Below are 19,235 nucleotides of genomic sequence, written 5' to 3'. Positions count from 1 at the left end.
CCGCGCGCGGCGACCGCGGTGGACCTGCAGGCACCGCTGACGGGGTTCAAGGGCGTCGGCCCCGCGGTGGCCGAGCGCCTGGCCCGCCTGGGCCTGGAACAGGCGCGGGACCTGCTCCTGCACCTGCCGCTGCGCTTCGAGGACCGCACCCGGCTGACCCCGATCCGCGCCCTGCGCCCGGGACTCCCCGCCCTGTTCGAGGGCCGGGTTACCCATGCCGAGGTCGTCCATCGCCGCCGACGCATGCTGGTGGTCACGCTGGAAGAGGACGGCGCGTCCATCCTGCTGCGATTCTTCCATTTCGGCAGTGGTCAGCAACGCCGCCTGAGCCCGGGCACGCGCATTCGCGCCTTTGGCGAACCGCGCGGCATGCCCGGCGCAATGGAGTGCGTGCACCCGGAACTCCAGGTGGTGGGCACGAAACCGCCCACCCTGGAAACCCACCTCACCCCGATCTACCCGACCACCGAGGGCATCTCGCAGAAGCTCCTGCGTCAGCTGGTCACCGAGGTCCTGCCGACGACCGGGCAACTGCCCGACCTGCTCCCGGAACTGAACGAACGCCAGCTACCCGGGCTGCACACGGCCCTGCAGCAGTTGCACCACCCCCCGGCGCGGGCCGAGGCCCTGGACGCACTGGACACCGCCGAGCAGCGCGGGCCCGCGCGCACCCGCCTGGCACTGGAGGAGCTGACCGCGCACCAGCTCGCCCGCATGGAACAAAGCCGCACCCCGCAGGATACGCGCCGCGCGCCGGTCATCCGCCCCGAGGGCGCACTGTGGCAACAACTGCGCGACCAACTCCCGTTCGAACCCACCGGCGCACAGGACCGCGTGATCCACGAGGTGCGCGACGACCTGGCCCGCCCGATCCCGATGAACCGGCTGGTGCAGGGCGACGTCGGCTCCGGCAAGACCCTGGTCGCGGTCGCGGCCGCCCTCGCAGCAGTGGAGGCCGGCCATCAGGTCGCCTTCATGGCCCCCACCGAGCTGCTCGCCCGTCAGCACGGGCGCAACCTCGCCCAGTGGCTGGAACCGCTGGGTGTGTCGGTGGCGTGGCTGGGGGGACGCCAGGGCGCCAGCGAGCGGGGCCAGTTGCTTTCGGAACTGGCCAGTGGCCAGCGCCAGGTCGCGATCGGCACCCACGCCCTGTTCCAGGAGGAGGTCCGCTTCCACCGCCTGGGGCTGGCGATCATCGACGAGCAGCACCGCTTTGGCGTGCACCAGCGCATGGCCCTGCGCGACAAGGGCAACGGGCAGATGCCGCATCAGCTGATCATGACCGCGACACCGATCCCGCGCACCCTGGCCATGGCCCTGTACGCCGACCTGGACAGCTCGGTCATCGACGAACGCCCGCCGGGGCGCACACCCGTGCGCACTGCACTGATCAGCCACGAGCGCCGCGACGAGGTGATCGAGCGCATCCGTGCCGCCTGCGGCTCCGGCACCCAGGCCTACTGGGTCTGCCCGCTGGTGGAGGAATCCGAACAACTGGAGGCGGAGTCTGCCGAGGCGACCGCCGAGCGCCTGCGCGAGGCGCTGCCGGAGCTGAGCATCGGGCTGGCCCACGGGCGCATGAAGGGGCCCGAACGCGATACGGTGATGGAACGCTTTCGTGCCGGCGCGCTCGATCTGCTGGTCGCCACCACGGTGATCGAGGTCGGCGTGGATGTCCCCAATGCGAGCCTGATGATCATCGAGAATGCCGAACGCATGGGGCTGTCGCAGCTGCACCAGTTGCGTGGCCGTGTCGGGCGCGGCAACACCGCCTCCGCCTGCGTGCTGCTCTACCGCCCGCCGCTGGGCGAAACCGCCCGAGAACGCCTGGAGGCGATGCGCCGCACCGACGATGGCTTCGAGATCGCGGAGGTCGACCTGCGGCTGCGCGGCCCCGGGGAGCTGCTGGGCACACGCCAGACGGGCGACCGCAGCTTCCGCGTGGCCGACTGGTCACGCGATCAGGACCTGCTGGAGGAGGCCACGGAGCTGGCCCTGCGCGTGCGCGAGGATCCGCCGCGCGCCGCGGCCCTGATCGAGCGCTGGCTGGGCAGCGCCACGCGCTATGCCACCGTCGGCTGAATCAGGGCCGCACGGAACACCCGCCCCGGTCATCCATCAGACAAGAGAGCAAAGGAGCACTCAATGCCCGTTGAATCACTGTTATTGCTGCTGCTGATCGGCGGCATCGCCGGCTGGCTCGCGGGATTGCTGGTCCACGGCGCCGGTCAGGGCATCCTGCTGAACATCGTGATCGGGGTCATCGGGGCGGTGCTGGGCGGCTGGCTGTTCACCCAGCTGGGAGTCCCGACGGCCGGCCTCATCGGCACGCTGGTGGCGGCCACCGTCGGGGCCATCCTGCTGCTGGCGCTACTGCGCCTGATCGCACCACGCAAGTGGTAGACAAACCGCATGGAGGGAGACGCGATGATCCAGATCCTCGGCATTGTCCTGCTGGTCGGTGGCCTGATCGCGGCCATCGTCGGGCTGCAGGACAGCTTTGGCCTGCGTGAACGGGCAGCCCGCCTGTTCTTCGGCCGCTTCACCCGGCGCACGCTTGCCCTGCTGATCGGGGGCGTCACCGCCGCGGTCGTGGGGCTCGCCCTCCTGGTCTGATCCCCCCGCAGTCACCCCTCCGAGCATGACATTTGTCATTCTCGGACACGGCAAAAAGGTTGGCGAATATCGTCCGACCCGGTAGGGTCCGAACCGGGAGCAGGCGGTCACCCCGGGACAGGGGCCAGGCCCTGCCCCGCCCATAACAAGACCAGGGGGACCGCATGACGCACCATTCCACGCGCCGACTGGCGCTCTGTGTCGCCGTCGCCGGCGCCATGTTCGCCGCGCCGACCACCCTGCTCGCGGCGGGGTTCTACATCCAGGAACAGGGCGTCACGGGCCTTGGCCGGGCCTACGCCGGCGAGGCCGCCGCCGCCAATGATGCCAGCACCATCTACTTCAACCCCGCCGGCATGACGCGCCTGGAAAGCGGCGAGTTTCAGGCCAACGTGCACCTGCTGATGCCGCGCACACGCATGAGCGACCAGGGCTCATCGGCCACCGGCGCCTTCGGTGAACAGCCCACCGACGGTGGCAACGGCGGCAACCCGTACGATCCGACCCCCATCCCGAACCTCTACTGGGCCGAGCGCTACGGCGAGCGCCTGTGGCTGGGCGTGGGGCTGACCGCACCCTATGGCCTGGCCAACGACTACGACGACGACTTCTTTGGCCGCTACGACTCCACCGACACCGATCTGAAGGTGATCAATCTGCACCCTTCGATCGCCTTCGAGCTGAGCGAGCGTGTCTCCATCGGCGGCGGTCTGGACCTCCACTACGCGAACGCCACGCTGCGCAGCGCCATCCCCTCGCCCGCGGGCCCCGATCCGGACACCGATGGCGAGTTCAAGCTGGAGGGCGACAGCTGGGATGTCGGTTTCAACCTGGGCCTGCAGGCCGACCTGACCGACGCGACCCGGCTGGGCCTGCACTACCGCCACGGAGTGAGCCAGAACCTGCGTGGTACGGCGACGGTGACCCCACCGCAGGGGCTAGGCGAGAGCACGACGATGTCCGCCCAGGCCCGGCTCAAACTGCCGGATGTCGCAAGTGTCGCCCTGTCGCACGAGTTCGATGCGCGCTGGACCGGGCTTGTGCAGTACACCTGGTTTCGCTGGTCGAACTTCGACGAGATCGATGTACGCAGCGGTAGCAGTTCCATCCAGACGGTGGAGCAGAACTATCGCGACAGCTATGCCATCGCGCTGGGCGCCGAATACCAGGCCAACCCGCAGTGGACGCTGCGTGCCGGCATCCAGTACGACCGCACGCCAACCCGCGACGGCTTTCGCAGCACGCGCACACCGGATGGCGATCGCATCTGGTACACGGTCGGCGCCAGCTACCGCGCCAGTGATCGCTTCAGCTTCGACTTCGGCTATGCCTATATCGACGTCAGCAGCGAGTCCATCGAGCTCGAATCGGAGTTTGCGGATGTCGGGGTAACCACCGAGACCCGCGGGCGCACGCGCGGCGATGTGCACGTCCTGTCGGCCGGGTTGCGCTACCGCTTCTGATGCCTGCCGGGGCGAGGGATCGCGCCCCGGCCCTTCACGGCGTCACCAGCTCCACCCCGCACGACTCCACCAGCGCCGCTCGATCCGCCGCAGCCAGGTCCTCGCGGCCCGCGTTCGCCGGGCCCAGCTCCGCGTGCATGACCGCGGCGGGGTCATCGACGTGCCCGATCCCCAGGGCATGGCCCAGCTCGTGTGCCAGCGTCAGGCGCAACTCGTCAAAGTCGCTCGCCTTGTAGACCGTGATGCTGCGACGGTTGCCCTGCTGATGGTAGATCGCCATGTCAAAACCACTGCCCGCGGCCGCTGCCCGGTTGTACTGCTCGACCTGTTCATTGAAGGCGGCGATCTCGCGTTCCAGTTCGCGACCGGCCGCGTTCAGATCCGACCGGCGATCCTCCAGCCCGCGGCGGCGCTCTTCCAGTCGTTCGTGCTCCTCGCGCAGCTCTCGCGCTTCCCGTTCCAGACGCTCGCGGGCCTGCGCACTGCGCTCCCCGCGACCCGCATTCCAGTCGGCGATCCGGCCTTCATGCGCACGACGGCGATCGTCGAACCCGCGCACGCTGCGTTCGTACAGCTCGACGTCGGCGTTCAGCGCCGAGCGATGGCGATCCAGGCGCTCCCGGGCATCGTCGATATCCTCCTGCGCCTGATCCAGCTGCGCGCGGGAGCGGTCCCGCGCCATGGCGTCGGCCTGACGCTCGTCGAATACCAGCCGCACGGCCATCCCCTCACCGTCGCGCGCGGTGAACAGTCGTTCTTCGGTATGGGTCTCCCACATCGCCACCGCGGCATCGAGTGCGCGGCGCACTTCGTCGGGCTCCAGCTCGAAACGCGGGTCGATCTCGCCCAGATGCATTTCCACCGGAATCGCACAGCCGGGCGCGGCCGGATGCCCCCCGCCCACCAGGAAATCGCGCGGATCGCCGTCCAGCAGCACGGCCCCGCCCAGCACCACGGCACCCGCACCGCCCAGCACCCATAACGGTATGGCCATGCATTCCCTCCGAGATCCCCAACCGCAACATGCCACCAATCAGCGGCATTCGCCAATTTGCTCCCCTGCAGGCGCCGAGGCACCATGAACGCCACACATTTCGCAGGGAGAGCCCATCATGATGCCTCGTTCCAGCCTTTACGGCCTGCTGGCCGCCGTCCCATTCGCGTTCCTGCCACTGATGGCCCAGGCCGAAACACCGAACATCCAGCCGGGCGAGTGGGAGTACACCAACACCACCACCATGGAAGGCGCACACCAGATGCCGGAGCAGACCGAGACCTACACCGAGTGCGTAACCGAGGACGACCTCGCGCGCGGCGAGGAGATGATCGAGGCACCGGAGGGCTGCAGCGTGGACAGCATGGACATGCGCGCGGACGGCGTGGACTACACCATGACCTGCACCGATCCCGACGGCACCAGCATGGACATGCAGGGGTCGATGCAGTTCATGGGGGATCGAGCAGAGGGCGAGATGACCAGCGAGATCGACTCGCCGATGGGCCCCATGTCCGTGCGGATCACCGTTGAAGGCCAACGCATCGGCGACTGCTAGGGAAACGCCTCTCGGCAGTATCCGACGGCCCGGGTACTACCGGGCCGGGATTCTCAGCGCCTGACAGTCGCGCGCAGTGCCAGGCGCACCAGAGTCTCCACCGAATCGGCCTGATCGCGCACGGCGGCGACCATCTTCTCCGCGCTGGCGCGCGGATAACCCAGTGACTCGAGCGCTGCCAGAGCCTCGCCGTCCATCGCGGCGGCCGGGGCATCGGCCCCGGCACCGGCGACACCCGGCGTGGCCGCGAATCCCATCTCGGCCAGGCGCTCACCCAGCTCCAGCACCACGCGTTCAGCCGTGCGCTTGCCGATCCCCGGGACCTTGGCCAGCCCGGTCACGTCACCGCCGCTGATCAGGCCGGCCAGTTCGTCACCTGCATAGGTCGAGAGCATCGCCAGCGCGAGTTTGGCCCCGATCCCGTTGACTCGGATCAGGCGCCGGAACAGATCGCGGTCGCGCTTGTGCATGAACCCGAACAGCTGGTGCGCATCCTCACGTACCACGAGGTGCGTGGTCAGGACCACGGTCGCGCCCGGCTCCGGCAGGGCCGCCAGCGTGGAGAGCGGGACCTCGACCTCGTAGCCCACACCCCCCGCATCGATCACCACGCCATTCACCTCGCGGCTGATCAGCGTCCCCTCCAGCCGGGCAATCATGGGCGCCCCCCAATCACGGCCGAGGCGGCGCCTGCCAGACGCGCCTGGTGCTGGGCGGTATGGGCATGGCACAGCGCGACGGCCAGGGCATCGGCGGCATCGCTGCTGGCCGGTTCGGTCAGACGTAACAGTTGCTGCATCATGTGCTGGACCTGCTCCTTGTCCGCGCTGCCCACGCCGACCACGGCCATCTTGATCGCACGCGGGGCATATTCATGTACCGGGAGCCCGGCCTGAGTCGCCGCGCAGATGGCGGCCCCCCGGGCGTGCCCCAGCTTGATCGCCGACTGCGCATTGCGGGCGACGAATACCGTTTCGATCGCCAGCACGTCGGGCTTGAGTTCGCCGATCACCTCGACCACGCCGGCGAAGATCTCGCCCAGGCGCTCGGGAAACCCCTTGGATCTGGGCCGGATCACACCATGGCCGCGGGAACGGCCCTGGCCCTTGGCGTACTCGATCACCGCAAAGCCAGTGATCCGCGAACCGGGGTCGATACCAAGGATCCGCATCGCTTATCCAGGGAGGCTCGAATTACAGCGTGCAGAAGCGTGGCATCACTGCCCCACGCCTTCCGGGAAATCGGCGTTGGTAAAAACGTTCTGCACGTCGTCCAGGTCGTCCAGCATCTCCAGGAGTTTCAGCACGGACTCGGCGGTCTCGTCATCGAGTGGCGACAGGGTCTCCGGGCGCCAGGTGACCTCCGAGCCCTCCGGCTCCAGTCCCCGGTCCAGCAGGGCCTGGCGCACGTCCTGATAGGTATCGGGCTCGGTAATCACCTCGATCGCGCCGTCGTCCTCGACCTGCACGTCCTCGGCCCCACCCTCCAGCGCGGCTTCCATGACCGTCTCGTCGTCCAGCCCCGGCGCAAAACGAATCACGCCCTTGTTCTGGAACAGGTAGGCCACCGAGCCATCGGTCCCCAGGTTGCCACCCATCTTGGAGAAGGCGTGACGCACCTCGGCCACCGTCCGGTTGCGATTGTCGGTCATGCAGTCGACCAGGATCGCCGCGCCGCCCGGGCCATAGCCCTCGTAGCGGATCTCCTCCATTGCGGCCCCGTCGGTCTCGCCAGCGCCGCGCTTGGCCGCGCGCTCGATGGTATCCCGTGTCATGTTGGCGCCGAGTGCCTTGTCGATCGCCAGGCGCAGGCGCGGATTGGTCTCGGGGTCGGACCCGCCCTGCCGGGCAGCGACGGTGATCTCGCGGATCAGCTTGGTAAAGAGTTTGCCGCGCTTGGCGTCCTGGGCGTTCTTGCGATGCTGGATGTTCGCCCACTTGCTGTGGCCTGCCATTCGGTCACGACTCCTTGGGTTGGGTTCGTAGGGCGCGGCCAGGCGACCGCGAGACCCGCACAGTCTAATCGACTGGGGCCGTCGGGTTCATGCCAGGATGCGAAGTGACGCTGGATGGAGCCGCGCAGGGCTTGCACGGGAGCAGGAAAGGTCTGTCTTTCTAAGGACGCAGCAACGGCCCCTCGACGGCCTCGCGGGCCTCGCGCCCGGCCAGCTGCTCGATCAGGGCCAGGGCAAAGTCCATCGCCGCCCCCGGACCACGTCCGGTGATGATGCGCCCGTCGACCTCGACCAGCCCCCCGGTAGAGGGGATGCCCGATTCGTCCAGCGCCCCGGTAAACGAGGTCACCCGACGACCTTCCAGCACCCCCGCCTGTGCCAGAGCCTTGGGCCCGGCACAGATCGCACCCAGCCAGCCGTCGCGCTCGGCCTGTGCCCGCAGCATTGCCTGTACACGTGGATCGTCGCGCAGGTGATCGGCCCCCGGCAGACCACCGGGCAACACGATCAGGTCGAAGGCATCGTCCTGAATTGCATCCAGCATGGTATCGGGCTGGATCACCGTCCCGCGGGAACAGCGCACGGGGCCCTGTTCGAGCCCCGCGACCGTGACCTCGAAGCGCGCGCGGCGCAACAGATCGATGATAGTGACGGCCTCCAGTTCCTCGGCCCCGGCCGCCAGCGGCACCAGGACACGTGGTGTTTCCTCCGTCATGGCCACACCCCCAATCAGCGCTGACTGTAGATGTTCAGCCCTTTGAGCAGATTCAGGGCCTCGCTCAGACCGTAATCGCGCTCGGCCAGGCTCTCGCCATTGTCGTCATCGTCCTCCGGCACGTCCTCGCCCTGCAACTCCTGCTGCATGCGCACCTGGGCATCGCGCCCATTGCCGTCATCGGCGCGCGAGACCGTCAGGTTCTCCAGCCGGATATCGGGCTCGACGCCCTCTTTCTCGATGTTGCGGCCGTCCGGCGTGAAGTAACGCGCCGTGGTCAGCTTGATACCGGTGTTCTCGGTCAGCGGCAGGATCGTCTGCACCGAACCCTTGCCAAAGGTGTTCTGGCCCATGACCACTGCACGCTTGTGATCCTGCAGGGCACCAGCCACGATCTCGGAGGCCGAGGCCGAACCCCGGTTCACCAGTACCACCATCGGGGCGCCGCCAAGCACATCACCCGGCGAGGCCTGGTAGCGGAACTGCGAGTCCTCCAGCCGACCTTCGGTATAAACGATCAGCCCTTCCTCCAGGAAGGCATCGGACACACCCACCGCGCCATTCAGAATGCCGCCCGGGTTGTTGCGCAGATCCAGCACCAGGCCGCGCAGATCACCCTCTTCCTTCAGCTCTTCGACGGCTCGCACGACGTCACGCGCGGTGCGCTGCTGGAAGTTGCTGATACGCAGGTAGCCATACCCGTCTTCGAGGATCTCGGAGCGCACGCTCTGGACCTGGATACGGTCGCGCGTCAGCGTGATCTCCTTCGGCTGGTCCTCGCCCTCGCGGACGATGGTCAGGGTAATGTCGGTGCCCTTCTCGCCGCGCATCTTGGAGACGGCATCGGACAGCGTCATGCCCTGCACGGATTCACCGTCCAGGCGAATGATCAGATCACCCGCCTCGATGCCGGCCTTGCTCGCCGGGGTGTCATCGATCGGGGCAATGACCTTGACGAAGCCATCCTCCATGCCGACCTCGATGCCCAGACCACCAAACTCGCCGGAGGTCCCGACCTGCATGTCCTCGAAGTCCTGCTCGTCGAGATAGGCCGAATGCGGGTCCAGCCCGGAGAGCATCCCCTGGATGGCGTTGTCCAGCAGCTCCTTGTCGTCCACCTCGGTGACGTAATTGCGCTTGATGCGCATATACACCTCGGTAAACCGCTGCAGGTCCTCCACCGGCAAGGCATTCTGTGCGCCATTCTCGCGATCGGCATACACCGCCACCGACACGCTGAGCATGACACCAACCACCAAACCCACCACCAGGGCGTACCCGGTGCGACAAGACTTCTTCATTACCGATCCTCTAGAAACGGAGGTATTTACCGTGTCGATGGTAGCACCGGGAATCTGACCCATGCCTGAACGCCCGACTGCGTCTGCTGTTTTCGCCCGACAAATCCTTCAAACATGGTCACGATTATTTCGTGACGCTCGTCATTGAGATAGCCACCAGTCCTCAGGGTTCAACGGATCGCCATTTCGCCGAATCTCGAAGTAGAGTCCCGGCGCGATCGCTTCGCGCCCGGCGCCGGCCAGGGCCATCCGCGTGCCGCCCTCGACCTCCTCGCCCTCGGCGACCAGGATCTCCTCCAGGTTGCTGTACAGCGTCAGGTAGCCGTTCCCGTGGTCGAGAATCACCAGAAAACCGTAGCCCTGCATCCAGTCGGCATAGACCACACGACCAAAATGGACGGCGTGCACGGACTCGCCGTTGTCGACCTCCAGCACGGTCCCCCGCCAGCGTGACTGCAGACGGCTGCCGCGCGGCTCGTTGAAACGCCGGACGACCGAGCCGTCCGCCGGCCTGGGCAGCTCGCCCTGGAGGTCGGCAAAGTCGACGTCGGAACGAACCGGCGCACGCTCGGGTGGAGGATCGCCCCGCGCGGCACGCTCTTCGCGTTCCGCCGCATCGCGCTCCACCTCGCGAATCAGATCCTCCAGGGTCTCCGCGTTACGTTCCAGCCGTGCCAGCTCCAGTGCCTCGTCCTCGATCGCCCGTTCCAGTTCCTCCATCGCCGCACGCTGCCGTTCCTCCTCGCGTTCGAGATCCGCCACCACCTCGCGCAGCGCCGCCTCCTGTTCGGCCAGTACCGCCTGCTCGCGTTCCAGGTCGTCGCGGGCGGCGCGCAGCACTTCAAGCTGCTCCCCCAGGGCGACCAGCGCCTCGGCCCGCGCCTCCCGCAGGCGCGCGGCGATCTCCGGGTGCAACCGGCTCAGCTCGCCCTCGCCCCCGGTTCCCGGAACGCGCCCCGGGTGCCGGTCGCGCTGCCACTGGTCGCGCAGCAGGCGCCCCGCCTGCACGCGTTCCTCGCGCAGCCGCTCTTCTTCCTGTTCAACGCGCGCCTCGTGCTCGGCGATCACCTCGGACTGCTGCGCGCGCTGGGCCTCCAGCTCGCGCAATTCGCGCCGCGACTCGCTGCTGCCTCGCGCCGCGCGCGCGAGCTCATCCTCCAGGCGTTCGAGCGCCGCGTGGCGCTCCTCCTGGCTGCGCTCCAGGTCACGGATCGCCTCCAGCGTCTCCTCCAGCTCGGCCTCCGGCTCAAACGCCGAGAGGCTGCCCGCGGGTACCAGCAAAAATGCCGCCAGAACAAGCAGTAAGGGGTATCGGGAAGTCAAGATTGCGCAAATTCGCATATCGGGGTACGTTTAGGTACTTATATTCTCACCCGGTTACGGGCTTGCTGTTTCGCAAAACAATAAAGAGGCATGCCGTGAGCAACGAAGCGGTCGAAGAAGAAAAGATGGTCGAAGAAGAACTGATGTCCCAGGACGAGGACATCGAGCGGGCCTCGCGCTCGCTCAAGGCCATGTCCCACCCCCTGCGGCTCAAGATCCTCTGCATTCTCGGCGATCGCGAGATCAGCGTACAGGAAATCGTCGATCAGGTCGGGACTTCGCAGAGCAACATTTCGCAGCACCTGGGCATCCTGCGCGACAAGGGCATCCTGGCGACCCGCAAGGATGCGAACCGTGTCTACTACCGAGTGGGGGACTCCCGCACGCTGCGCCTGATCGGTATGATGCAGGACGTTTTCTGCAGCTCCTGACATCTCCCTGACCGACGCGGCGGCCTGAATGCTCGAAAGACTCCCTGAATTCCTGTCCAATCACCCGATCCTGACCGGTGCCCTGCTGGCGGTTGTCGGGATGATTCTGTTCACCGAGTTCCGCCGACTGACCCGCAAGTACCGCACCCTTTCGCCGAACGAGGCCGTGCGCGTGATCAATCAGGACGACAGCCTGGTGCTGGACGTGCGCGAGGACAACGAGATCGCCTCCGGCCGCATTGGTGGGGCCAAGCACATCCCGGTGGGCAGCCTGCAAAAGCGCATGGACGACATCGCCAAGTACAAGGACAAGCCCGTGGTGGTGTACTGCCGTAGCGGCAACCGCTCCGCGATGGCCGCCTCGCAGCTGACCGCCGCGGGTTTCCAGGATGTCGTGAACCTCCAGGGCGGCATCCAGGCCTGGCAATCCGCGGGCATGCCGATCAAGAAGAAGTAATGCGCTTCGAGGTCTATGGCACGGTCCGCTGCCCGTTCTGCCTGCTGGCCCGCCGGCTGCTGATCCACCACGGTTACCCCTTCGACGACCACCCGGTGGATCGCGAACCCGGGGCGCGTGCGGACATGGAACAGCGGGCCGGTCGCAGCTCGGTGCCACAGATCTTCCTGGGTGACACCCATATCGGCGGATACGACGAGCTGCAGGCGCTGGATCGCTCCGGTGAACTGCACCGGATGGCCGAAGCGGCCGGCATCGCGCGCACCAGCGACGCCTGAACCCCCAGGACGACGGGAAAACTCACCCGCCTCTTGACTCCTATCCGGCGCCACATTCCTTTACGATTCCCGCACACCAATCCCATTCTCCACGACTCGGAACAACATCATGGCTGAAGAAACCTCCAACACCAGCGGTAACAGCGCGGGCGCGCAGGGCAACTCCCAGGACAACCCCGGCTTCTCCATCCAGAAGGTGTTCATCAAGGACATCTCGTTCGAGTCGCCGGATGCCCCCGAGATCTTTCTGAACGAGTGGAAGGGCGACACCAACATTCAGCTGAACACCAACGCCCGCCCGATTCGCGAAGAAGAGGGCGTGTTCGAGGTCGAGCTGAAACTGACCGTGACCACCGAGTCCAACGGCAAGACCGCCTACCTGGTCGAAATCAACCAGGCCGGTGTGTTCATCGTCCGCGGCTTCCCCCGCGACCAGCTCAACCAGCTGCTGGGCTCCTACTGCCCGAACCTGCTGTTCCCGTTCGCCCGCGAAACGGTTGCGGACCTGGTACTCAAGGGCGGCTTCCCGCAGTTGCTGCTGCAGCCGGTCAACTTCGAGGCGCTGTACCAGCAACACCTGGAAGACCAGAAAAAGGCGTCCGGCGACGCGCAGGCGGACGCGCCGGAGTCGACCTCCCAGGCCTGATCCGGGACTCGCACCCGTGCGTATCGCACTCCTGGGTGGCGGCTCCTGGGGCACCGCGCTGGCGATCCATGCCGCGCGCCTGCACCAGGACGTCGTGCTCTGGGGCCGCAAGGACGAGGTCGCCGAGCGGCTGAGCCGCGAGCGCGAGAACGCCCGCTACCTGCCCGGCATCCCCTTCCCGGAAAACCTGTCCATCAGCGCCGACCCTGGCGTAATCGACGATGTGGACCTGGTGCTGATCGCGGTGCCGTCCGGGGCCTTTCGCGAGACCCTGCGCTGGATGCAGCCGCGCCTGCGTGAAGGCCAGACGGTCGCCTGGGCCACCAAGGGGCTCGAGACCTCCAGCGGGGCCTGGCTGCACGAGATCGCCGAGGAAGAACTGGGTGACGGCTTCCCGCCCGCACTGATCTCCGGGCCGTCCTTCGCCGCAGAGGTGGCCCGCGGCCAGCCCACCGCGCTGACGGCGGCCTCGCAGAGCGAGCGCAGCCTGGACCGGCTGGCCGGGGCCCTGCATGGCGAGGCCCTGCGCATCTATCGCAATCCCGACGTGATCGGCGTGGAGCTCGGTGGCGCATTGAAGAACGTGCTCGCCGTCGCGACCGGGATCGCCGACGGCGCCGGCTACGGCGCCAACGCCCGTGCGGCACTGATGACGCGGGGACTGGCCGAGATGCAGCGCCTGGGCGAGGCGGTCGGTGCCCAGCCGGGCACCCTGACCGGGCTGTCCGGGCTGGGCGACTTGATCCTCACTTGTACCGATGACCAGTCGCGCAACCGCCGCCTGGGCCGTCTGCTGGGCCAGGGCTATGACTTGGAGACAGCTCGTGCCCGTATCGGCCAGTCGGTCGAGGGCGTGGAGACCGCGCGGCAAATCAACGCCCGCGCCAAGACCCTGTCGGTGGACATGCCCATCTGTGCGGAGGTCCACGCCGTGCTCTATCAGGGTCGCCCCGTGCGCGAGGCCGCACGCCGCCTGCTGGAGCGCGACCCGGCACACGAGAACCCCACCGCTTAAGGAAACACGGCCGCAGCGCCCGGTAACCCCGAGCCGAACCCGCGCAATCGCACCCGCCCGCGCGGTTCGTTACCGTGGGATCAAACGCTAACAGCTGGGAGGCATCCATGCGCAAGGCGTGGAAGGAACTGGATCTCGAGGGCGGCGGCCTGCAAGCGATCAACGCGAAACTCGCGGCCGAGATGCGCGCGCGCCCGCCCGCCTACATCGCCTGGGTCCTGTTTCCGCTGGGACTGCACCGCTTCTATCTGCGTGAGCCCCTGGGGGGCGCCGGCTACATCGGCCTGAGCGCGGCAATTCTGATCACGGCCTGGCTTATGGCTGGCTGGTGGTGGCTGATCCCGGCGGGTGCCATCGCCGCCTGGGCGGCGTTTGATCTGATCTGGATCGACCGCCGCGTGACCGACTACAACAAGGAACTGCGCAAGCAGGTGTTCCTGCGCAAGGGGCACAAGCCGCCGCAGGATTATCGCGGCCGCTACACCAGCGACGAGGACGCCCAGCGCGAACTGACTGAATACCAGTCGATCAAGGAAGGCGAGCGCGCCGGGCACCCGGGTCCCGCCGGGGCGAATGAGCGCGATCGCGACGTGGGCGGCAAGCGGCGCATGCCAAGCTTCAACGAGCAGGAGGCCATGCTGCGCCAGATGCGCTCACGCAAGAAGGACGAGGCCGGGGACGACTGAGCCCCAGCCTCCGGCTTCATGCCCGCACTCAGGCGGGCACAAACGGACTTTAGTTATCGCCCGGGCGCCAGACGCCACTGGCCTCCTGCGGCGGCGGGGCGGCCTGCTTGCGGCTCTCCATATCCACGAACACCGACTCGGTGAACTGCGAGAGCTGTTTCAGATACTCCTTGCGCTCGTTCACCGACTCCGGCATCTGCGCCACCAGAAAACCGGTGATCGCGCTCAGATACTGCACGGCCACGATGGGCTGCTGGGCCTTGGGATCGGTCTCGACCAGCACGTCCTGGATCTTCTGGATCAGGTCGCCGGACAGCTGCAGGGTGTCGTCGCTCATGATGCTCTCTCGGTTATCAAATGTGTGCACAGGCTAAGGCAAGGCCGCCGCGTCCAAAAGTGAACGCAAAGCCGGCGGGACTTTCCGCCACGACCGGCGCAGCGTCCGATCCTCACCACGGCCGCGGCGGTGGTTCCCGATCTTCCGGATTGTCGTCGTCCGGGCCGGATTCGGGGGCATCATCCTCGGTGTCGTAGTCCTCGTGCATGCGATCTGCCGGCACCTGCCAGGGCTCGCTGGGCAGAATCGTCCTCTCGCCCGGACGCGGTGCCCAGCGCTCCTGCTCCAGTCCCCGGATCAGCCCCACGATCATCATCAGGATCACCAGCGAAAACGGCAGGGCCGCAAGAATAACCGCGCTTTGCAGGACCTCGAGCCCACCCGCCAGTAGCAGCACCGCAGTGATCAGGCCGATCAGCGCACCCCAGATGGTCAGATGCCGCTTGCGGTGCTCTGTGGAACCGTGGGCCAGCAGGGTATTGATCACGACGATCCCGGCGTTGGCGGAGGTCAGCAGGTAGGTCGCAATCAGGATTGTGATCAGCCCGCCACCGACCTTGGCCACCAGCCAGGGTTCCAGCGTATCCATGGTCGCGAAGGTGGCCATGGTCAGGTCCTCGGAGACCTTGTCGGCAATATCCGCAATCCCCTCGACCTCGGCATGCAGCGCGGTACCACCGAGCATCGCCAGCCAGAAAAAGGTGATCACCGTGGGCACCAGCAGCACGCCCAGGACGAACTCGCGCAGCGTGCGACCGCGCGAGATGCGCGCAATAAACAGCCCGACAAACGGGGCCCAGGCCAGCCACCAGCCCCAGTAGAACACCGTCCAGTCGGAGTGCCAGGGGTCCGTCTGGTGGGCGTGGGTGTACAGCGACAGCCCCAGCAGGTTCTGCAGGTAGCTGCCGGAGGACTGCACGAACAGCGCCAGCAGATACTGGGTCGGCCCCCAGATCAGCAGCAGGCCCATCAGGGCCACGCTCAACCACATATTGGCCTGCGAGACCCGCTGCACACCGACCTGGACGCCGGTAATGACCGAGACAATCGCGATCACCGTGAGCAGTGCCGCCAGGAACAGCTGCCCGTTTTCGCCGCCGGAAATCCCCAGGGTGTGCACCAGCCCGGTATCCAGCTGCTGAATGCCCAGCCCCAGGGTGGTCGCGATCCCGAACACCGTGGCGAGGATGGCCAGCAGATCAACGATGTCGCCGGGCCAGCCGTGGCTGTATTTCCCGATCAGCGGATGCAGCGCGGAGCGCAGCGCCAGCGGTTGCCCCTTGCGAAAGCCGAAATAGGCAAGGATGAGCGCCAGCAGGGCGAACACCGCCCAGGCGTTCAAACCCCAGTGAAAATAGGTCAGCACCATGGACATGTCGGCGGCCTCGGCCGTCTCGCCATTGTCCAGCAGGAACGGGTTGCCCCCGTAGTGACTGAGCGGCTCGGCCACCGCCCAGAACAGGAGGCCCACGCCCATGCCGGCGGCAAACAGCATCGCCAGCCAGGAGAGCGTGGTGAACTCCGGCACCTCGTCGTCGCGCCCCAGGCGCACGTCCTTGTAGCGTCCGACCCCCAGCCAGATCACGATGACCAGGAAAAAGGCCATCGCGACGACGTAGTACCACTCGAGAAAGGGTGTCAGGAAATCGCGGGCATCAAAGACGGCCTGCTCGAGCTGCTCGGTACGGTAGATCGCGAACAGCGCGATCATCACCACCAGCATCAATGCGATCGGCGCTACGCGCGGGTTCAGCCCCTTGAACGGGCCTCGGGTCGCGACGTTGTACATCCGCTTCCTCCGTGAAAGGCTGGGCCGTCAGACGCGATGAGCCTGCAACAGTTCCCGCTCGCCGGCGGAACGATTACCCGTGCGGAAATCCTGAATCACCCGGTGCACGAAACGCAGCTTGGCGATCGCCTCCGGGGTCAGTACGAATGGATAGACATGGGCATGCCCCATGCTGCGGTTGAGGCTGTTCAGGGCCGCCGCCAGCGGTAGCCAGTGCGCCACCAGCGCATCGGGGTCATCCGTGGCATAGGCATTGAAGTGTGACTGACCGCCCTGCGGGCCCAGCCTCGCGGCCGCTCCCACGCTCGGGGCAACATCCATGCCGTAGGCAGCGGCGGTGTCCAGGGCATCCACGATGTGCAGGTAATGCGCCCAGGTCTCGGCCCAGTCCTCCCAGGGATGGGAGCTGGCATAGGCCGATACAAAGTGGTCTTGCCAATCACTCGGCGGCCCCTGCTCATAGTGCTGGCGCAAAGCCGCATCATAATCGGCCCGCTCATCCCCAAAGCATTCGCGGAACGGCTCGTGCCAGCGCGTGTCACGGATCAGGCGATCCCAGTAGTAATGCGCCGACTCGTGGCGAAAGTGCCCCAGGATCGTGCGATAGGGCTCGGCCATCGCCTCGCGCATGCTTTCGCGCACGGCCGGATCCGCCTCGGCGATGTTCAGGGTGATCACACCATTCGCATGCCCGGTCACCACGCCTCCGCCCTCGTGGAAATCGGGGTTCGGATCGGCCAGAAAGTTGAATGCCAGGCCGGCGGAGTCCGTCTGCTTGGAGACGACCGGAAGCCCCAGGCGCAGCAGGCTGTATACCAGCCGCCGTTTCTCCGTCTCCAGTCGCTCCCACAGGCGCGCATTGCCGGGCACTGTCAGATCGGGGATGGTGCGGTTCAACCGGCAGGCGCGGCAGTAGGTTTCCGGGTCGTCGTGGCGCACCATCCAGTTGCAGACCGCGTCCACCGCATAGTGGCGGCACTGGCGATAGACTGGCCCATCCGGATCACCCGCAACCTGCCACAACCCGCCCGGGATCGGCTGCCCCGAGGCGTCCAGCGCATCCCCGGCCATTTCCAGCGCAGACAGTTCCAGGCGGTCGGGCAGAAAGCCCAGCCGCCGTCCACAACCATTGCAGTAGGTATTGTCGAAATAAATGACACTACCGCAGCCTTCACACTCGAACAGCTGCATTGCGACCTCCCGGAAAGCGTGCCGCCGCGATTCGTGGCACGCCTTTCAGCCTACGCCAAAACTGCTGCATGCGTCGCGCATGCGACTGCCCTCAAGGCCTTCTCAGGGGTCTGGTTCGAGCAGCATCTGCACTCGTTTCAGCGCGAGCGGGTCTGTCAGAATGCCCGCATGCGTGGTATTCACGCCGTAAATACTGCTCGCCATCCCCTGTATCGGGGGGTAGAGCATGGTCGACAGGGTGACCACCCCGTCCGTCCCCGCACGCCCACCGCTGTCCGGGCGGCGAAAGCTGAACAGCAGGTGCAGCTCCGTCTTCCCCGACAGCTCCGACTCGAACAGTCGGCGCTGGTACTCGCTGCCGGGCGCCATGTCGCGCCAGACCGGGATCACCACCGGCGAGCGATCCACCCCCGACTGCGCGGCGGCATGCCCGTGCCAGGGGGTGGACAGCGCAATCATGCGCGGGATCCGGGCCGGCGCGGCGCGCCGCTCGCGCTCGTGCAAAAAGCCCTTCGCCACCAGGCCACCCATGCTGTGCGCCACAACCGGCAGGGACTCCACGTCATAGCGCAGCTCCAGCTCTTCCAGGGTCTGTGCCAGGTGTGCCGCGACGGATTGCAGGGGCAGCCCGGACGGGTAGTAGTACAGCCAAGCCTGGTAACGCTCGCGATCGAGGTGGTCAATCAGTTCGGCGAACCCCCGTGGCGAACCGTTCATGCCATGCACGAACAGCACCGGGATACGGTCGGGGTCGTAGGGCTCGAGAAAATAGATCCCGGCATAACCGGCCAGCATGAAATCCAGCGGCCGCCACTGGCTCCCGCGCGCCACATCGTCGTCGAAGCGGGGATCATCCAGCGTGGTCACCTCCCCGAACACCGTGACGCCCCCGACGCTTAGCGGGCCGCCATCGTCGCCCCGTTCGCGCTCGGGCGACAACGCGATCGCATGGGCGGCGACCTCTTCACCCTCGATCCGGATCTCCAGATCGCCAAAACGCGTACCCGCGGGGCACTCCAGCACCCCACCCTCGTTGGCCAGGTACACCGGGGCCCCCGCCTCGTGGCGCCCGTCACGCTCGGGGTCGGCAAAGGCCAGGATCTGGTAACGCCCCGGCGCCAGGCCGAAGAACCACTCGCCACCACCGGCGCTCACGACATGGTCCATCGGTTCCGGCACCGAACCCTCCTCCATCGGCGCGCGGAATACCGCGACCACATACGGCCCCGGGACCTCGTCATCCGCCACCACGGTTCCGGCGATCGTGCAGGCCTGGCCCATCATCTGCATCTGTCCGCGCGCATCCCACAGCCCGCAGCCCGTCAGCCACCACGCCGCCAGCACCAGTGCGGCAATCCTTGCTCCGTCCATGTCCGCCTTCCTGCCCGCCCGGATCAGTCCAACAAGCGGCTCTTGCGTCTCGCCGCCCACCTGTCCCTCTCAGGATAGCGGCGCATGCACCAGATCGCCTCTTGTTACC

The 19,235-nt window shown here is 66.8% G+C and carries 21 protein-coding genes and 1 pseudogene; 11 read left to right on the top strand and 11 right to left on the bottom strand.

What is annotated here, in order from left to right; all coding sequences use genetic code 11:
• Window positions 1-6: 6 nt before the first annotated feature.
• The 4 genes and pseudogenes from recG to F579_RS0111975 all read left to right on the top strand — a co-directional run.
• Window positions 7-2,082, top strand: a pseudogene (recG, locus tag F579_RS0111990) (ATP-dependent DNA helicase RecG); the annotation flags it as partial.
• Between the two features lie 63 nt (window positions 2,083-2,145).
• Window positions 2,146-2,403, top strand: a complete 258-nt coding sequence (locus F579_RS0111985; protein ID WP_012983377.1) for a GlsB/YeaQ/YmgE family stress response membrane protein — start codon at window positions 2,146-2,148, stop codon at window positions 2,401-2,403.
• A gap of 24 nt (window positions 2,404-2,427) precedes the next feature.
• Window positions 2,428-2,616, top strand: a complete 189-nt coding sequence (locus F579_RS0111980) for a DUF3185 family protein (protein WP_019024926.1) — start codon at window positions 2,428-2,430, stop codon at window positions 2,614-2,616.
• Between the two features lie 164 nt (window positions 2,617-2,780).
• The gene (locus tag F579_RS0111975; RefSeq protein WP_019024925.1) at window positions 2,781-4,079 is read left to right on the top strand and encodes an OmpP1/FadL family transporter; all 1,299 of its coding nucleotides are present in this window, start codon (window positions 2,781-2,783) and stop codon (window positions 4,077-4,079) included.
• Window positions 4,080-4,113: 34 nt separating this feature from the next.
• On the opposite strand, the gene F579_RS0111970 is transcribed toward F579_RS0111975, so the two are convergent.
• The gene (locus F579_RS0111970; RefSeq protein ID WP_038029902.1) at window positions 4,114-5,073 is read right to left on the bottom strand and encodes a matrixin family metalloprotease; all 960 of its coding nucleotides are present in this window, start codon (window positions 5,071-5,073) and stop codon (window positions 4,114-4,116) included.
• A gap of 118 nt (window positions 5,074-5,191) precedes the next feature.
• On the opposite strand from F579_RS0111970, the gene F579_RS0111965 reads away from it, so the two are divergent.
• A complete protein-coding gene (locus tag F579_RS0111965) occupies window positions 5,192-5,632 on the top strand; it encodes a DUF3617 family protein (RefSeq protein WP_019024923.1) in 441 nt (146 codons plus the stop codon).
• Window positions 5,633-5,685: 53 nt separating this feature from the next.
• Here the strand turns inward: F579_RS0111965 and ruvA are convergent, their stop codons facing one another.
• From ruvA to F579_RS0111935, 6 genes are all read right to left on the bottom strand, one after another.
• On the bottom strand, window positions 5,686-6,291 hold the full coding sequence (gene ruvA, locus F579_RS0111960; protein WP_019024922.1) for a Holliday junction branch migration protein RuvA: 606 nt from the start codon (window positions 6,289-6,291) through the stop codon (window positions 5,686-5,688).
• Window positions 6,288-6,803 carry a crossover junction endodeoxyribonuclease RuvC gene (ruvC, locus tag F579_RS0111955; protein ID WP_012983383.1) on the bottom strand — a complete coding sequence of 172 codons (516 nt, stop codon included), beginning with the start codon at window positions 6,801-6,803 and terminating at the stop codon, window positions 6,288-6,290. Before ruvC ends, ruvA begins: the two co-directional genes overlap by 4 nt.
• Window positions 6,804-6,848: 45 nt before the next feature.
• Window positions 6,849-7,586 carry a YebC/PmpR family DNA-binding transcriptional regulator gene (locus F579_RS0111950; protein ID WP_019024921.1) on the bottom strand — a complete coding sequence of 246 codons (738 nt, stop codon included), beginning with the start codon at window positions 7,584-7,586 and terminating at the stop codon, window positions 6,849-6,851.
• Window positions 7,587-7,746: 160 nt separating this feature from the next.
• Window positions 7,747-8,301: a DJ-1 family glyoxalase III gene (locus F579_RS0111945; protein ID WP_019024920.1), complete on the bottom strand. Its 555-nt coding sequence runs from the start codon at window positions 8,299-8,301 to the stop codon at window positions 7,747-7,749.
• A gap of 14 nt (window positions 8,302-8,315) precedes the next feature.
• Window positions 8,316-9,602 (bottom strand): S41 family peptidase, encoded by a 1,287-nt coding sequence (locus F579_RS0111940; protein WP_019024919.1) that lies wholly within the window; start codon window positions 9,600-9,602, stop codon window positions 8,316-8,318.
• A 141-nt stretch (window positions 9,603-9,743) separates the two neighbouring features.
• Window positions 9,744-10,943, bottom strand: a complete 1,200-nt coding sequence (locus F579_RS0111935) for a peptidoglycan DD-metalloendopeptidase family protein (RefSeq protein ID WP_038029899.1) — start codon at window positions 10,941-10,943, stop codon at window positions 9,744-9,746.
• Between the two features lie 77 nt (window positions 10,944-11,020).
• Between F579_RS0111935 and F579_RS0111930 the strand changes: the two genes are divergently transcribed.
• The 6 genes from F579_RS0111930 (at window position 11,021) to F579_RS0111905 (ending at window position 14,438) form a co-directional block, all read left to right on the top strand.
• A complete protein-coding gene (locus F579_RS0111930; RefSeq protein ID WP_017925754.1) occupies window positions 11,021-11,356 on the top strand; it encodes a helix-turn-helix transcriptional regulator in 336 nt (111 codons plus the stop codon).
• Window positions 11,357-11,384: 28 nt separating this feature from the next.
• Window positions 11,385-11,813, top strand: a complete 429-nt coding sequence (locus F579_RS0111925; RefSeq protein ID WP_017925755.1) for a rhodanese-like domain-containing protein — start codon at window positions 11,385-11,387, stop codon at window positions 11,811-11,813.
• Complete coding sequence (locus F579_RS0111920; RefSeq protein WP_019024917.1) at window positions 11,813-12,091, top strand: glutaredoxin domain-containing protein; 279 nt, start codon at window positions 11,813-11,815, stop codon at window positions 12,089-12,091. Before F579_RS0111925 ends, F579_RS0111920 begins: the two co-directional genes overlap by 1 nt.
• Before the next feature lie 109 nt (window positions 12,092-12,200).
• Complete coding sequence (gene secB / locus F579_RS0111915) at window positions 12,201-12,737, top strand: protein-export chaperone SecB (protein WP_019024916.1); 537 nt, start codon at window positions 12,201-12,203, stop codon at window positions 12,735-12,737.
• Between the two features lie 16 nt (window positions 12,738-12,753).
• Window positions 12,754-13,752 (top strand): NAD(P)H-dependent glycerol-3-phosphate dehydrogenase, encoded by a 999-nt coding sequence (locus F579_RS0111910; RefSeq protein ID WP_019024915.1) that lies wholly within the window; start codon window positions 12,754-12,756, stop codon window positions 13,750-13,752.
• Window positions 13,753-13,859: 107 nt separating this feature from the next.
• Entirely contained in the window at window positions 13,860-14,438 is a 579-nt protein-coding gene (locus tag F579_RS0111905; RefSeq protein ID WP_019024914.1) for a hypothetical protein, read from the top strand.
• Window positions 14,439-14,487: 49 nt separating this feature from the next.
• Here the strand turns inward: F579_RS0111905 and F579_RS0111900 are convergent, their stop codons facing one another.
• The 4 genes from F579_RS0111900 to F579_RS0111885 all read right to left on the bottom strand — a co-directional run bounded on the left by F579_RS0111900 (window position 14,488) and on the right by F579_RS0111885 (window position 19,126).
• Complete coding sequence (locus F579_RS0111900) at window positions 14,488-14,775, bottom strand: hypothetical protein (RefSeq protein ID WP_017925760.1); 288 nt, start codon at window positions 14,773-14,775, stop codon at window positions 14,488-14,490.
• Between the two features lie 112 nt (window positions 14,776-14,887).
• Window positions 14,888-16,564 carry a BCCT family transporter gene (locus F579_RS0111895; protein ID WP_019024913.1) on the bottom strand — a complete coding sequence of 559 codons (1,677 nt, stop codon included), beginning with the start codon at window positions 16,562-16,564 and terminating at the stop codon, window positions 14,888-14,890.
• A gap of 27 nt (window positions 16,565-16,591) precedes the next feature.
• Complete coding sequence (locus F579_RS0111890) at window positions 16,592-17,755, bottom strand: putative zinc-binding metallopeptidase (protein WP_019024912.1); 1,164 nt, start codon at window positions 17,753-17,755, stop codon at window positions 16,592-16,594.
• A 102-nt stretch (window positions 17,756-17,857) separates the two neighbouring features.
• The gene (locus F579_RS0111885) at window positions 17,858-19,126 is read right to left on the bottom strand and encodes an alpha/beta fold hydrolase (RefSeq protein ID WP_019024911.1); all 1,269 of its coding nucleotides are present in this window, start codon (window positions 19,124-19,126) and stop codon (window positions 17,858-17,860) included.
• Window positions 19,127-19,235 lie beyond the last annotated feature (109 nt).

This window comes from Thioalkalivibrio sp. ALJ21 (genome assembly GCF_000378605.1).
In the GTDB taxonomy this organism is placed as follows: domain Bacteria; phylum Pseudomonadota; class Gammaproteobacteria; order Ectothiorhodospirales; family Ectothiorhodospiraceae; genus Thioalkalivibrio.
Note: the sequence above shows the minus strand (reverse complement) of the source record. Positions and strands in the feature narration are given on the sequence as shown.